Raw genomic sequence first — 15,315 nt, forward strand, 5'->3', positions numbered from 1 at the left:
CATACCCCTCGTCCAACAAAAGATTTTTGTCATCTTTTCATTTGAGCAAGAACAAAGCACTGGTTTTTGTCGTGCAAAAATGAGGCAGCGCCTACGCAAAGATATTTAAACTTTGAATGTAAGATTTTGTATTGCAAACTTTTTACAATCAAATAATTTATCTTTCCATATAATAGATTTAATTAAAAATATTAATTAAATCTATTATATTCTTGTGTCCGAGTTTTTTGACAGGTTGACTATAGAAAGAGGTACAATCTGTAACCCATTCAACACTGATTAATGGGTATTAGATAAATTTTGTTGAATCAACTTTTTAATTAAGTTAACAGTTTCAACTGGATGTTCTAAAGGAAACATATGTCCTCCAGCCGTCAGAGTAAAAGGAATATTAAATTTCTTTTTGGTAATTTGTGGAAATTTACGTTTTAGAAAAGGGCTCTCAGAACCAATAACTAAATCTACTGGAACTTGTGGTTGTGGATGAGGTAACCACCAATAAGAAGGACCAGTTCTAAAAATTGCAACTTCAACATCCTTAGGAATGGTCAAGGTCACGCCACCACGAACATGATCTTCTGTTAGTGCATAATCGATATAAGCCTTAAAACAATCTGCGTCAAAATGCTGATAAAATCCCTTTGGACGTAACAACTCTGCGGCTTGTTGACGCGATTCCCAATGATCTCGACGGCGTAAGCTGAGGTGAGCTGGTGTCATCGCATCGATTTTTTGAGGATAAAATTTCTTTGCAAGATTAAAGACAAAGGATGCGGTTCCCATAATCAATGGAGGATCCAATAAAATTGCTTGTTCAAATAAATCTGGACGTTTAAACGACGCTAAAAAAGTTGCAACAGCGCCTAATGAATGACCTAAGCCTATGACTTTACGTCCATTAGATTGTTGCACAATACTATCAATCACTTGATCCGCAAAATTCGACCAATTGTTATCAATAGGATAACGTTGATCTGTGCCTAATAAAGAAACATAAATCACATCATACTGATCTTTCAATAAATCAAATAGTTTCATATAGACTTTAGATGGCACACCATTGGCATGGGCAAAATGAATAACAGGTTTCATGTGAGATAGACTAACCATGTCTTGTGTTACACTCTGAATATGAAGAATTCCAAATACTGTAGCTGATAAATTGGATTCAGTTAAATATTTTAAGTGAACTCACTGCTATTGTTTTACAATAAGCGATGTCATTCAAATGACTTAAACAGGTTTAAACCAGCTAAAATGGCATAAAGTAAGAAGAAAATAGAGCTTTAGAATCGTGTTGGACTTATTTTTGCATCTTCTTTTTTCATATTTTTGTTTTTTATCCTGTATGGCTCAGTAAAGAACAAGAATACAATATATTGTTCTTTACTGATCTACCAGACTTGAACTATTGCATTTTCACATCTTGATTCATACCAAGTTTCTGGCTCACGGCTGTACCTAAACCATGACCCATTTCTGAACCTAAACGGCCTAGAACTGAGTCAAATGGGCTACGTTCAACCGTATAATTAACTGTCTTTTTCACTTTTAATTCGCGTTTTAATGTTTCCATATTCCCTGCTTTATCTGCGATACCCAATTTAATTGCTTGGTCACCCGTCCAGAATAAACCAGAGAAGATCGCTGGATCTTGCGATTTCAGCTTTTCACCACGGCCTTTTTTCACAGCATCGATAAAGTGATCATGTACATTGTCCAATAAAGCTTGAATATGCGCGCGTTGTTCTGGATTAATCGGTTTCGTCATACTCAGTATGTCTTTATTACTTCCCGAAGTCATCGTTCGGTCTTCAACACCTAATTTTTGCGCTAAACCATTTACCCCATAGTTCGGCATAATCACACCAATTGATCCCACCAAACTCGATGGATTTACCCAAATTTCGTCTGCTGCTGATGCAATATAATAAGCACCTGAAGCTCCCATATCACCAATCACAGCATATACTTTTTTCTCTGGATTTTGTTTTTTGAGGTACTGAATCTCTTGCCAAATATCATCAGACTGAACTGGTGATCCACCTGGGGAATTCACATTCAATACTACAGCTTGAGCAGACTTTGCTTGAAATGCTTTCTTTAATGATTTAATCGTATCGGTACTATTTACACCTTGACTACTTGAATCAATTGTACCAACGATATTGACAACCCCTAAATGATTCTCTGAAGTTATTGTTCCATCATCTGACCCTGATAATGAACAACTCTTACCCAGTGCAACTAAGACAAAGAGAATATAAAGAAAAGTGAGTATTTTAAAAAAGATCCCCCAGCGACGAGTACGGCGTTGCTCTTCAACTGAAGCAAGAACAGCTTTCTCTAAGATCTTCCATTCCTGTCCTGTAGGCTGTTGACCCGCAGAGGAATTCAAATTTGTATTGTCATTTTGAGGTTTCGGCGGCCAATCTGACATTTATACCATCCAAATTAATTATTCATGCTTCATTATATACACGGAATCCGTATAATCTATTTAATCATTACGATTTAACTTATAATAATTTGCTAAATCTCACTATTACTTAACCTGCGCTTTAATTTTAGATCCGGATGACTGATAAAACCTCAACTTCGCGACTTCTCAATTTTTTCAGTCGACTGCCGATCCCAATCGCACGTTTTATCGCGCGCATTTTGGCTGGACTTGTCAACTTATTACGTATCACCAAAACCTCTGAAACCATTCGTTTAAATATTGAAATTTGCTTTCCAGACCTAGATAAATCCAAACGCGAAAGAATTACAGAGCATGCAATTCGCAATGAATTACAGTCTTATATGGAGTTTTTTACGGTTTGGGGAAGTTCAAATCAAGTAAATATCGACCGTATTCACCATATTGAAGGTGAGCACCATTTCCATGAAGCAATTGCGGAAAAAAAAGGCCTTGTACTGGTCGTGCCTCATTTCGGTACTTGGGAAATTATGAACGCATGGTTTGCCCAATATACGCAAATGACCATTATGTATGAACCAATTAAAGATGAAAGTGCAGATCGTTTCGTACGTGCTGCGCGAGGTCGCGAAAATGCCACACTGGTTCCAACAGATGAATCTGGCGTCCGGCAAATATTTAGAGCTTTAAAACAAGGAGGTACCACCGTTATTTTGCCTGACCATTCGCCACATCAAGGGGGAGAACTTATTGAGTATTTTGGGATTCCACTCTTTTCAAGTAATTTAAGTGCAAAGCTGATCCAAAAGACCAAATCCAAAGCACTCTTGCTATATGCTATTAGAAACGAAAATCAGGGTTTTGATATGGTCGTTCAACCTATTGATGAAAATATCTATCAGGTCGATGCAAATCAGGGCACACATATTATTTACACTGCGCTCGAAAAATTAATCTGCCAATACCCAGAACATTATCACTGGAGTTATAAACGTTTTAAAGCTCACCCAAAACTAAAACAGATTTATAATGTTCCCAATAAAGAAGCGATGGAAATGATCAATTCAATCCGCAATGAGACGATCATGGGAAGCGAGCCACTTTAAGTTTTGCCGATAACCTATCAACTCCATCTGCCCTTGCGAATTTAGCTTAAATTGAATAGAACCTTGTTCAATAGTGGTTTTGACTGGAATATTCAAAGCCTCTAGCCGTTTCAATACAATCGGATGTGGATGACCATAGCGATTGGCATATCCAGCCGATACAATCGCAAGTTTAGGTTGTAATTGCTTTAAAAAGTCGTATGAAGAACTATTTTTGCTACCATGATGACCTAGCACTAAGACATCTACTTTTAAATCTGGATATTGTGCTAATAGATTATATTCCGTTTCCCACCCAGCATCCCCCATCAATAAAAAATTTTGATGTGATTTCGACTGAGGAACTTGAATATAAATGATGCATGAGAGTCCATTTCTGTCATACCGAGCTTTGCTTAGGCTATTTTTAGCAGGCGCCAAAACAGAAATCCGAACATCTTCATATTGCCAATATTGCCCTTGATGACAATACTCAAATTTATGCTGATTAAGCAGCTCATCTATTTCATTTGAATAAACTTTGTCAATTTTGACGACCTTCTCTATTTCTGCAAATGCACCACTATGGTCTTGATCTAAATGGGTCAGAATCACTTGATCCAATTGAGCAATGCCTTGTCGCATAAGATATGGAATAATGACTTTTTTACCAATACTGAATTGCTCTTCATCAAATGTGCCACCTGTATCAATCAGCATTTTATGTTCAGGCAAATTTAAAAAAATTGCCTGTCCTTGCCCAACATCTATGACATCAAGTTGGAATCTTGAAGATTTTTTATGTGATATTACTAACGGTGCTAAGCAGAGTATTGCCCAAAATTTGGGAAGCACACCTTTGGGCAGAAAGATAATAAACACAGTCAAAGCAATGCAAATAATTTGCAAAGAATTGAATGCCCACCAATTCAATTTAAAATTGAGAAACTGATCTAACTTTTCCAGTAAATACAAAAATATAGACAAAAAAATATCAGAAACTTTAAAGAGTACTCCACCTAAAGGATCAAAAAGTGTACTCATGCATGCCGCCATGACTTCAATAGGAACAATTATTGCACCAATCATTGGAATTGCGATCAAATTGCTCAAGGGTGTGATCCATGAAAATTGTTGAAATATCCACAGCACCACTGGTAATAATGCAATAAATATTTTCCATTGCGAATCAATTAATACTCGTATAAATAGTTTAGTCTTAGTTTTCCATGTCTCTACAGTTTGATTCGAATGTTGCTGAACAGTCTGATAGACACGAATCAAAATAAAACATGAACCAAAGGATAACCAAAAAGCAGAAGATAGAATACTAAAAGGATCAATTACTAATAAAATACTGGCTGTCAATAATAGATGCTTAAGAGGTTGAATTTTTTGCTTGAATAAAATAATAAAAATCAAAATTGTGACTGTCAGCATGGTTCTTAACGCGGGAATTTCAAAACCAACAAAAGCGCTATAAAACACCACACAGGCTAAAAAAGGAAAGATCAATAAATAAGGTTGTGGAATTCTCAAAAAAATCTGTGGATAAGCTTTTTTAATGATTGAATTAAACAAAAAACAAAACAAACTTGCAAAAATTAATACGTGCGGTCCAGAGATTGCAAGTAAATGAGAGATGCCCAATTTTTTAAATAACTCATGTGTTTCATTCGCCAATAAGCTTTCATCACCGGTTAATAAGGCCAAGAGCAATCCCTTATTATGTAATGATGAAACTGCAATCCAATGGCGAAATTTTAGACGTAACTTTTCGATACTGAGTTGAGCTCTATATAGCAAGGTATTCTGTTGACGAATAAAGGATGTATAACCCAACTGTTTCACTTGAATTTCATCGATATGTTCAAATGAGTGAGCCTTGAATACACCGAGAATGTTTTGTTGTAGAAACCATTTTTCTTTATCAAAAGCACCAGCGACAGCATAACCGTGAATTGGTTTGATTTGCCCTCTTACTCGATAATATTGGCCTAGTTGGATCATTTCAGACTGTGAATCATCCAGATACATTAACATTTGTGTGGCTTGTTTTAGTCCGAGTAACAATACTTTTTGTTGAATACGCTGTTGAGTACGGGGGAGTTGGGAACTAAAGGATGAGTTGGTTTGCTTAATCGTATTTATGCTAGAAATATAAATAATTTTTTCAATTTGATGAGCTGATGTATCACGTAAGCTTAATCTTTTTTCGAGTGCTGAATCTGCATAATGCCAACCGATTAGACCACATGATATACCGACTAAGCTTAAATAGATCAGTTTAAATACCAAGGAATTAATCAATCTATACTTCGACCGATAAAATTTAAATAGCAAAAGACTTAAGGCTAAGCTAATCCATACCAAGAGAGTTAAAGAAGCTGGTGAATGGTATCCCATAAAAGAGATACCCAATATCCATCCAATTAAAGCAATATATATATACATAGTTTTTCTATTTATTGTTTTCAGTGTTTTATTGATTAAGCCCAATCAGTTATTGGGCTTAAGTTTAAAAAATATACCTCACTTTAGAATGATATCATCAAATGAGTGCTAAAATTAGCCATCAATCCAGACACCATCTTGCATATGTAGGATTTTATCTGCTGATTTTGCCAGTTGCTCATCGTGCGTCACAATCAACATTGCCATATTGAACTCCTCACGTAAATCACGCAGTAATTCAAAAATAGATTTTGCTGTTTTGCGATCTAGATTCCCTGTCGGCTCATCGGCTAACATTAACTTCGGTTGTGTCACCAAAGCACGTGCTAAAGCTACACGTTGACGTTCACCACCTGATAACTCACCAGGTTGATGCGTTAAACGATGCGATAATCCAACACGTTCAAGTAAATATTCAGCACGTTCTTTAACCTTTTTATACTCCGCATCTTTTCTTAACATCAACGGCATTGCGACATTTTCAAGTGCAGTAAATTCAGGCAATAAATGATGAAACTGATAGACAAAGCCTAAATGTTCATTACGTAAAAAACCACGTTCAGCTTCACCCAAGTTATCAAAACGTCTGCCATTTAAATTTACCAGACCTTGGGTAGGGCGATCTAGCCCTCCCAAAATATGTAATAGCGTACTTTTACCTGACCCACTTGAACCCACAATGGAGACAAACTCACCTTGCGTTACTTGTAAGGATAAGCCTGTAATCACGTCTACATGTGACTTACCATCAGTAAACGATTTATAGATATTTTGTGCCTCTAAAACTACTGGACTTTGTGTAGCACTATTCATAACGAAGCGCCTCCGCAGGCTGAATTTTAGCTGCTCGCAATGCTGGGTAAATGGTTGCAATAAAGCTGAGGCCCAAGGACAAGCTCACAATCACCACGACATCTTGCCATCTTAAATAAGAAGGTAAGTAGTTGATAAAATAAGCATCGAATAAATGTAATCCAAATGCAGTATTCAACCAGCCAATAAAGTTACTAATTCCTAAGGCAGAGATAATCCCCAAGATTGCACCAGCGACAGTTCCAACCACACCAATCACAGTACCTTGCACCATAAAAATGCGGGTAATTGTTGCAGGTGATGCGCCTAATGTTCTCAAAATTGCGATGTCTGATTTTTTATCCGTCACAACCATGACCAATGAAGAGACAATATTAAATGCAGCAACAAGTACGATTAGGAATAACAGTAGACTGACCATTGCCTTTTCCATTTGGATTGCGCTGAATAAATTACCATGCGTATAGGTCCAATCTGAGGCATAGAAACCGTTTGGTAACTCACGAACAATTTCATTGGCAACCTGTGGCGCTTGGAAAATATCATCCAGTTTCATACGCACACCTTGCGCACCGTCAGGTAGACGTAATAGCGTAGATGCATCATTGAGTGCGATGTAACCTAAACTCGAATCAACTTCCGCACCTATACTAAAAATACCCACAATTTTAAAACGTTTAAAACGTGGCACAACCCCTGCTGGCGAAGGGGTTGCTTCAGGTAAAACCAAGGTGACATTGTCATTTAGACCAAGGCCTAACGCATCAGTCATTTGTTTGCCTAGAACAATGCCATATTCACCTTTTTTTAGTTGATCTATGCTACCTTCCACCATATGATTTTGGATAATTGAAACCTTCTTTTCATATTGAGGTTCAATACCAGTCACCATGATGCCGGCGACCTGTCCTTGTGCAGTAAGCATACCTTGTAGTTGGGTAAATGGAGCAACACCAGTCACATGCTTATGTTGTTCAATTTTCTTTGCAAGTACAGGCCAGTCTGTTAGAATTTGTGTTGAAGAAACAGTGGCTTGAGGTATCATACCTAAAACACGGTTCTTTAACTCTCGGTCAAAACCATTCATAACAGATAAAACTGTAATCAGTACAGCAACCCCTAAGGTTAGACCGATCATGGAAACCAAAGCGATAAAAGAAATAAAGTGATTACTACGCCGTGCGCGAGTGTATCTCAACCCTATATACAGCGAGATTGGTTTAAACATACCATTCTAGTCCGAGGTGTTTTATGGAAGCGTTACAGCATCAAAATGAAGCAAATGAACGTCGTGTCATGTCACGAATCGATGCTGCGTTAAGGATCAACTATCAAATCATTTCTGAAGAAGTTGCGCTGAACGATCCATATGATGCTAATTTTGTATTACCGCGCTATTTTCTACTACTTGCAGAATTAGATCAATTTGATCATGCACTTCACTACGAATTAGAACAATTAAATGAAAAAGATCAACAAATTGCTCGAATCTTATCCTTATTCAACCAAAAGTTAAACCTTATTACTGGTTCTCTTTACGATTCTATTGTACAAACCATGTTACCAACGCCACAAAAAGTCAATTTTTCTGAAAGTGGCTTTAGTTTTACCAGCCAACAATACCTGAAACAAGGTAGCTTTATTCATGTCACCCTGAGCCATCCTGAAAATTTCTTCCATATTGCAGCAACGGCACAAATTGCGTACTCTGAACCTGCTGAAAACGAGCAATATCGTGTAGGTGCCTACTTCATTACCTTGCATCCTCAAGATAAAGTCAAACTCGCAGAATGTATCCAACAAAACATCACCCTACAGAATAATTGATATTGAACATATGGATTCTACTTTATTTGCTTTTGCCTTGATTGCCCTAGGTATGGCTCTCACCCCTGGTCCAAATATGATTTATCTGGTCTCAAGGTCCTTGTGTCAGGGCAAAACTGCGGGGATGGTTTCATTGGGAGGCACAGCACTCGGTTTTGTATTTTATATGCTATGTGCTGCTTTTGGAATTACTGCTTTATTAATGACGATTCCAGTTGCATACGATATTTTAAAAATTGCTGGCGCGTTCTACCTGATTTATCTTGGCTGGAAAACCATTCAATCACCTCACTCGCCTTTTGAGATTACCAGCAACCAATCTTATTCAAATTCAAAACTATTTTTGATGGGCTTTTTGACTAATCTACTGAATCCTAAAATTGCGATGATGTACTTAGCTTTGCTGCCACAATTTATCAAACCACATCAAGGCGATGTTTTAGTGCAAACGCTTAGTTTGGGTATTGTCCAAATTGTGATTAGTCTATTCATCAACATGTTGTTTATTTTTTCTGCCAGTTCTTTTACCCAACTTTTAAATCGTCATGCGCTTTGGTTAAAAATGCAAAAATGGTTTATGGGTACAGTATTTTTTGGCTTAGCAACACAAATCATGCTGAGCTCCAAAAAATAATACAAATCAATCTAATAGAAACTTAAACGTTCCTAGTAAGATATGGTAGTACCAGCTTTACAGTAATACGCATTCAGGTATAGTCAACCCATCTAATTATTCATACAAATAACCTCTATCAAGTCATTGATCATAAATGACGCTTATAGTTACGTATAAACTTTTTGAAACTGTTGGCTATTCATTCGTTTTTGTACTTTTGAATCCTAGATAGTGATCCTAACATGGATGTCGCCGTTGGGCGGGGGTACAGCACGTACCCCTCGCACATGAGTAAAAACAAAGCACAGCTTTGTTTGCAGCGCAAAGTTTGACATCCCCTACGAAAAGTGATGCATCGCCTACGCAAAGGTATTTAAACTTTCAATGTAAGGTGTGGCATTGCAATTTTTTTATAAACAAAAAATTTTCTTCCATATAGTTAATTTAATTAATAATATTGATTAAATCAATTCTACTCTTGTGTCTGAGTTTTTTGACAGATTGAATATAGATGCAATGATATCCATCTTAGCCACACCCATAAAAAATGGCTCAAAGTGGAGTATTTACTTTGAGCCAAATGAACTGATTTAAAAAGTTTCTTTTTAATAAGCAATTATTCTGCCAACTTATGAATTCGCTTGGCATAACTTGAATGGGCAGAATGATCAAGTTTAGTCAAGATACCATTATCCCCCAAGATACGACGTGCGCCTGTTTGCGCCCATTGCGGCAATAAGGCATAAGCACTATGTACTGTTTGTAAGTAATCAGGTACTGCAATAAATAATCGAGGCTTAATCAAAGCACTCAAAACTGCATTGGCAACATCTTGTGATGTCACAACTGGAATCGTTTTTGCAGCATTTTCAGTTCCAGCGGTGAGCTCTGTCAGCACTTTACTGGGTAAAATTGCAGTGAACTGAATAGCTGAATCACGAAACTCACCTGCAACTGCTTCAGTGAGACCAATCACAGCAAATTTAGTTCCAGAATAAACCGCTGAACCTGGCAAAGCAAAACGGCCTGCAAGTGAAGCGATATTCACAATATGCCCTTGTTTATATTTGAGCAATTCGGGAAGTGCCAATTGCATGCCAATGATGACACCACGAAAGTTAATATCAATTTGTGCATCTGCTAAAGCGGGATCTTCATCCAGAAAAGCCCCCATCGGCATAATCCCAGCATTATTCACTAAACCATAAAAACTGCCATAATGTTGAATGGTGTTTTGAATAAATTGGGCAAATGATTTACGATCACGCACATCCACTTTAAAAGCTTTTGCGCCAATACGCTGTGCTTCTTTTTCAGCAAGTGCTAAATCAAGATCACCAATACTGACTTTTGCACCTTGTGCAATTAAGGCTTCCGCGGTTGCTAAACCGATGCCACGTGCGGCACCAGTAATCGCAATCACTTTGCCTTTTAATTTTTGTTTTTTAAACATTACTTTATCCTTTATTTAAAATCTTGGTACATTTCACATCTATCCTTTTTTATAGGCTTGAATAGAATGAAGATTAAAATCCCTTTTTCATACAATATCTTCTTGCTTTAACACTGGGCTTGGTTCAGGTTGATGATTAATCAAATACTCAGCTAAATTAAAATGTTTCATCTTTGCTCGGAGTTTATAGGTTGACCACGGCCAAACTGTACTGTTGCGCCCATTGCGATCAATAAAATAGCTTTGACATCCCCCCTTGTTCCATACCGTAGTTTGCAAAGCTGCTTGGACTTTTTCATTAAAGACTTTTGTAATTTTTGGATTTGGTTCAATAGTCTTGATGCCCAATTGAATTGCCTGTTTCAAAGCATCAATAATATAATCAAGCTGAGCTTCAATGATAATAAATGCTGAGGAACTCACAGCGACATTTGGACCAAACATCAGAAAGCCGTTTGGACAATTTTCTATCATTGTTCCCATATAGCCCTCAGGGCTCCCCTGCCAAACATCTGACATCCGCTGTCCAAAACGGTTATAGACACGATTGGCGATTGGCGGTTCTGCAATTTCAAACCCCGTACCAAGAATAATTATGTCTGCTTCACAACGTTCACCATTACTTGCAATTAAAGTATTACCATTTATTTCAGATAAACCGCTGGCAATCACCTCTACATTATTTTTTGCTAAAGCGGGATACCAATTGTTAGATTGCAAAATACGTTTACAACCCATAATAAAATTTGGGGTTAATTTTTCTCGTAGTTGTGGATTTTTAATATGGTAATTTAAATGCCATTTGGCTAATTTTTGGAATTGATTCATTGCCGCAGGACTTTGAATTCCACCATTTATCGTTTCAAAAATTCCATACACTGAACCTCGCATCAGCTGTTGAGTCAGCGGTAACAGCTTAAACATGGCACGAATGGGCGCAAGTAATGGCATGTCTGACTTGGGCAAAATCCATTGTGCAGTACGTTGAAAGATCGTCAGTTGTTTAACTTGTGGTTGAATCTGCGGTACAAACTGGATGGCCGAAGCACCTGTTCCAATCACCGCAACTCGTTGAGCGGTTAAGTCTAAATCATGCCGCCATTGTGAAGAATGAAAAATTTCCCCTTTAAAGGTTTCAATACCTTTAACATCAGGCAATACAGGTTCATGCATAGGACCACAAGCAAGAATTGCAAATTCAGAGCGCAACTCACCCTGTTCGGTTTGGATATTCCAGCACTTTTCTACATCTGACCACTGTGCTTTTAAAGCTTCACGATTCAAATGCACATGTGGCATGACCTTGTACTTATCTACCACATCAAATAAATATTGTTTAATTTCTTTTTGCTGTGCAAATACCCGTGACCATGCATGGTTTTGTTCAAATGAGTATGAATAAAGTGCGGATGGTACATCACAAGCGCAGCCTGGATAAGTATTTTCACGCCAGACCCCGCCCATTTCAGCAGCCTTTTCCAGCAATATGAAATCTTCAATCCCTGCTTGTTTTAATCTGATCGCAGCACCAAGACCAGCAAAACCGCCACCCACGATAATCACTTTGTAAAAGTTTTCATCCTTTGTATTTTTTTTCATTTTTTCCATGTTGAAAATCGCTTAGAATATAAACACCAGGAACACAATGTCAAAAACGGAATAACTTGTCAATTTCCATTGTTTAACAATTTTGAATATTTATTTGGTATTCTTTGCCTATGAATGAACCAACAACTTTACGTCGTGCAGAACGTCAACGTATCCAATTACAAGCCGATATTTTAGAAGCTGCGTTTTTAGAATTTTCTGAGCGTGGGTACCATCAAACAGCCATTTCAGATATTGCCAAACGCTTAGGCATTGGTCATGGTACTTTCTATCGCCATTTTGAAAATAAACGCAATATTTTGCAGCATGTTATTTCGGATACTATGCAAAAAATCATGGCATTGCTTACTGGTGAAAATGCCCCTCAGGCGGTGAATAATATTGAAGAATACCGTGAACAGTGTCAGCGAATTTCTGAACGTTTGCGTCTTTTTGCACAAGAGAATCCTCTAACTCTAAAATTATTATTACTTGAAGCAACTTCGATAGATGCTGAAATGACCAGATTTATTCAAAACTTGATGCAAATGGCGGGTATTTTTACTGCTAACTATTTAAAGCATGGGGTAGATTCTGGTTTTTTTCGTGAGAATTTAGATTGTGAAAATACTGGACATAATATCATTGGGATGATTACCAATGGGGCTCTACGTTTTTTAGCCAATCCTGAAGATATCAAGGGTTTAAAAAAATATGGCGATTCAATTATTGAATTAATCGTAGCTGGAGTTGCTAAAGCATCAACCTGATTTATGCCAATCAACATAATAAACTGAGTATAAATTAACATGAGTACAATATAAAATTCTTGAAAAAATAGGGTATTCAGAAATGTCATCCACAACTGTCTGAGGCTATTTCTACGACTCATTACATGGCTTGCTGACGGTCGAGAGTTTTGCGGTGAGCCTAGCTACACAAGAAGATTATTCTTTAGAAGCTTAGCTCCTCATTACGAAAAAAAGTAAGTCAAGCAATATTCTGAAATTGAATATAATTTCAGCAACACTCCACCAACATCATTGTTTTTCAATAAGTTAAAAATATATTTAGGTTAAGCATACCTTAAATTAAACTGTCTTTCTTTTTTCTCATACAAGCCTACGGATTATTGTTATCTTGTAGAGATCTGAAAAGTCACCCTTAGACGCAGATCTAGTCCCAACACACTGTTACATTTCATCCTAAGATTGAAATAGTACGTAAATTAACTCAAAAAATGCATTTATCTTGAAGATAAATTGTCGTTTTTAAAACTATTTTTTATAACGAATACAATTACGTCCATCCTTCTTTGCCAAATATAAATATTCATCAGCTGCTTTAAACACCTTATGGATGTCTGTAGAAATTTCAGGCCAATGCGCTATCCCTATCGACACAGTAATCGCGGGTATTTCTCCGATTGGCGTTACTTCTAATGCCTGTCGAACCCTCTCTGCAATATTAATACTTAAATTTTGACTATCGATAGGACTCAGAATCACAAACTCTTCTCCTCCAATCCGACAACAAACATCAATACTCCTGACACAATCCTTAATATTTTGTGCAGTTTTTGTCAGGACTAAATCTCCTTTTTCATGCCCATATTGGTCATTAATTTTTTTAAAATAATCGATATCAACGGCGATAATTGCAAACGCTGCTTCATTTTTCATTAAGCGTTCAATATGTAATTCCATTCCTCTGCGATTATAAAGTCCTGTTAACGGATCTGTATTTACATAGTGATTGAGTGTAGATATTTTTTTCTTAAAATTTGAAGAGCTCTGTAACAGTGAGCGTTTAAAATTTCTTACCTCATAATATAAAGCATCCACATTTTTAATTTGAGTTGCAGTCTCTGGGTTATTGAGATGACTCGCCATTGTTGCTAAGCGATTTAATGGTGCTGAGATATAATAGGATATTTTCCAGATGATCAGAAAGATTAAAATATAAAAAACAAGCATATAAGCAATAATTTTATAAATCAGATAAGGAACTTTTTCTAAAAGCTTATGAGTCGGTTGTTGGGAAACGATGATCCAATTGGTATGACTTACTCTTGCAAAGCCTGCTAAATTATCGACCCCTTTGCTATTGACGAGCCTTATTTTTCCGATCATATGACTTGTCATATAATTGAGACCCGTATTATCTGTTGCAAGAGAGCCTATTCGACTTGCATCAGGATGAAAAATGATTTTTCTATTACTATCTAATACATACATATAACTATCTTTATAGTTAAAGCTTAGGGTTAGTAACTCATTAATAATATTTTTTTCTTTTAAATAAATTGCACCACCAATAAAGCCCAGATAATTTTTGTTTTTATCAAAAATAGGCTGAGAAATAAAAACAATTAAATTATTTTTAATTGAATAATATGGGCTTGTGATTACGGTCTTTTGAGTTTTAAGGGATTGTTTAAATCCCAGTGTGGAATTCACTACATTTTTATTAATGGCAATTTTTGAAGGTGAGAAATTGAGCACATGCCCATATTTATCTGAAATGATTACACTATCAAAGTAATTAGATTGAAATTTAAGTCGATCAACTTCTGATTGTTTAAATTGCTCATCACTAAATGAATTACCCAGTAAAGACGCACTATAATTTAACTGTTTTAGCACAGTCTGAATTTGAGAATCAGTTTTTTGGGCTATTTTTGTGGCATATTCCATATTGAACGAAAGCGAAGTATCTAATAGTTCTTTTTTTTGGATAGAATAATTCACAAAAAGCGAAGCAATAAATAAAATAGCGATGCTGAATATTGCTAAAAATAGAATAAGTTTTCTCAGATTTAACTTTAGACAAAATATGAGTTTTTTCAGTTTCATGAGGTCATGTGCAAACAGCATTTGATTGAATTTTATTCTTTTTCTCTAAGTATTACTACAATATTTTTATGATTGTTTAATTTATTTTCATGATTTTTAAATGATTTCCCATAATATACTTTATACCAAATTCATAGAGAATATCTAGCTTTGGTGAATGGAGTTTAGCCACTTCAAAGGTGCCTATCAATGATGAAAACGAA

12 protein-coding genes are annotated in these 15,315 nt (G+C 36.4%); 4 read left to right on the top strand and 8 right to left on the bottom strand.

Annotation, left to right across the window (positions count from 1 at the left end):
- Positions 1–279: 279 nt before the first annotated feature.
- Positions 280–1,092 (bottom strand): alpha/beta fold hydrolase, encoded by an 813-nt coding sequence (locus ACG9ZL_RS12860; protein ID WP_419360312.1) that lies wholly within the window; start codon positions 1,090–1,092, stop codon positions 280–282.
- 316 nt (positions 1,093–1,408) lie between these two features.
- Entirely contained in the window at positions 1,409–2,440 is a 1,032-nt protein-coding gene (sppA, locus tag ACG9ZL_RS12865; protein WP_419328865.1) for a signal peptide peptidase SppA, read from the bottom strand.
- A gap of 137 nt (positions 2,441–2,577) precedes the next feature.
- Here sppA and ACG9ZL_RS12870 point away from each other — a divergent pair, with 137 nt between their 5' ends.
- Positions 2,578–3,528 carry a lysophospholipid acyltransferase family protein gene (locus ACG9ZL_RS12870; protein WP_336954760.1) on the top strand — a complete coding sequence of 317 codons (951 nt, stop codon included), beginning with the start codon at positions 2,578–2,580 and terminating at the stop codon, positions 3,526–3,528.
- Here the strand turns inward: ACG9ZL_RS12870 and ACG9ZL_RS12875 are convergent.
- The 3 genes from ACG9ZL_RS12875 to ACG9ZL_RS12885 form a co-directional block, all read right to left on the bottom strand.
- Positions 3,487–5,961: a DNA internalization-related competence protein ComEC/Rec2 gene (locus ACG9ZL_RS12875; RefSeq protein ID WP_419360314.1), complete on the bottom strand. Its 2,475-nt coding sequence runs from the start codon at positions 5,959–5,961 to the stop codon at positions 3,487–3,489. The two genes, ACG9ZL_RS12870 and ACG9ZL_RS12875, sit on opposite strands and share 42 nt — an antisense overlap.
- Positions 5,962–6,075: 114 nt before the next feature.
- Positions 6,076–6,774: a lipoprotein-releasing ABC transporter ATP-binding protein LolD gene (gene lolD, locus ACG9ZL_RS12880; protein WP_419360315.1), complete on the bottom strand. Its 699-nt coding sequence runs from the start codon at positions 6,772–6,774 to the stop codon at positions 6,076–6,078.
- On the bottom strand, positions 6,767–8,002 hold the full coding sequence (locus ACG9ZL_RS12885; protein WP_336954758.1) for a lipoprotein-releasing ABC transporter permease subunit: 1,236 nt from the start codon (positions 8,000–8,002) through the stop codon (positions 6,767–6,769). The genes lolD and ACG9ZL_RS12885 overlap by 8 nt, the downstream gene beginning before the upstream one ends.
- A 23-nt stretch (positions 8,003–8,025) precedes the next feature.
- Here ACG9ZL_RS12885 and ACG9ZL_RS12890 point away from each other — a divergent pair, with 23 nt between their 5' ends.
- Positions 8,026–8,601: a PilZ domain-containing protein gene (locus ACG9ZL_RS12890; protein WP_004721776.1), complete on the top strand. Its 576-nt coding sequence runs from the start codon at positions 8,026–8,028 to the stop codon at positions 8,599–8,601.
- 10 nt (positions 8,602–8,611) lie between these two features.
- The gene (locus ACG9ZL_RS12895) at positions 8,612–9,235 is read left to right on the top strand and encodes a LysE family translocator (RefSeq protein ID WP_336954757.1); all 624 of its coding nucleotides are present in this window, start codon (positions 8,612–8,614) and stop codon (positions 9,233–9,235) included.
- Between the two features lie 598 nt (positions 9,236–9,833).
- Here ACG9ZL_RS12895 and ACG9ZL_RS12900 read toward each other — a convergent pair.
- On the bottom strand, positions 9,834–10,670 hold the full coding sequence (locus ACG9ZL_RS12900; RefSeq protein WP_419360316.1) for an SDR family oxidoreductase: 837 nt from the start codon (positions 10,668–10,670) through the stop codon (positions 9,834–9,836).
- Positions 10,671–10,757: 87 nt separating this feature from the next.
- Positions 10,758–12,278: a flavin-containing monooxygenase gene (locus ACG9ZL_RS12905; RefSeq protein WP_419360317.1), complete on the bottom strand. Its 1,521-nt coding sequence runs from the start codon at positions 12,276–12,278 to the stop codon at positions 10,758–10,760.
- Between the two features lie 110 nt (positions 12,279–12,388).
- Here ACG9ZL_RS12905 and ACG9ZL_RS12910 point away from each other — a divergent pair, with 110 nt between their 5' ends.
- The gene (locus ACG9ZL_RS12910) at positions 12,389–13,027 is read left to right on the top strand and encodes a TetR/AcrR family transcriptional regulator (RefSeq protein ID WP_336954753.1); all 639 of its coding nucleotides are present in this window, start codon (positions 12,389–12,391) and stop codon (positions 13,025–13,027) included.
- A 507-nt stretch (positions 13,028–13,534) separates the two neighbouring features.
- On the opposite strand, the gene ACG9ZL_RS12915 is transcribed toward ACG9ZL_RS12910, so the two are convergent.
- Positions 13,535–15,112 (bottom strand): sensor domain-containing diguanylate cyclase, encoded by a 1,578-nt coding sequence (locus tag ACG9ZL_RS12915; protein WP_336954752.1) that lies wholly within the window; start codon positions 15,110–15,112, stop codon positions 13,535–13,537.
- Positions 15,113–15,315 lie beyond the last annotated feature (203 nt).

This window comes from Acinetobacter legionensis (genome assembly GCF_048551735.1).
Classification (GTDB): Bacteria; Pseudomonadota; Gammaproteobacteria; order Pseudomonadales; family Moraxellaceae; genus Acinetobacter.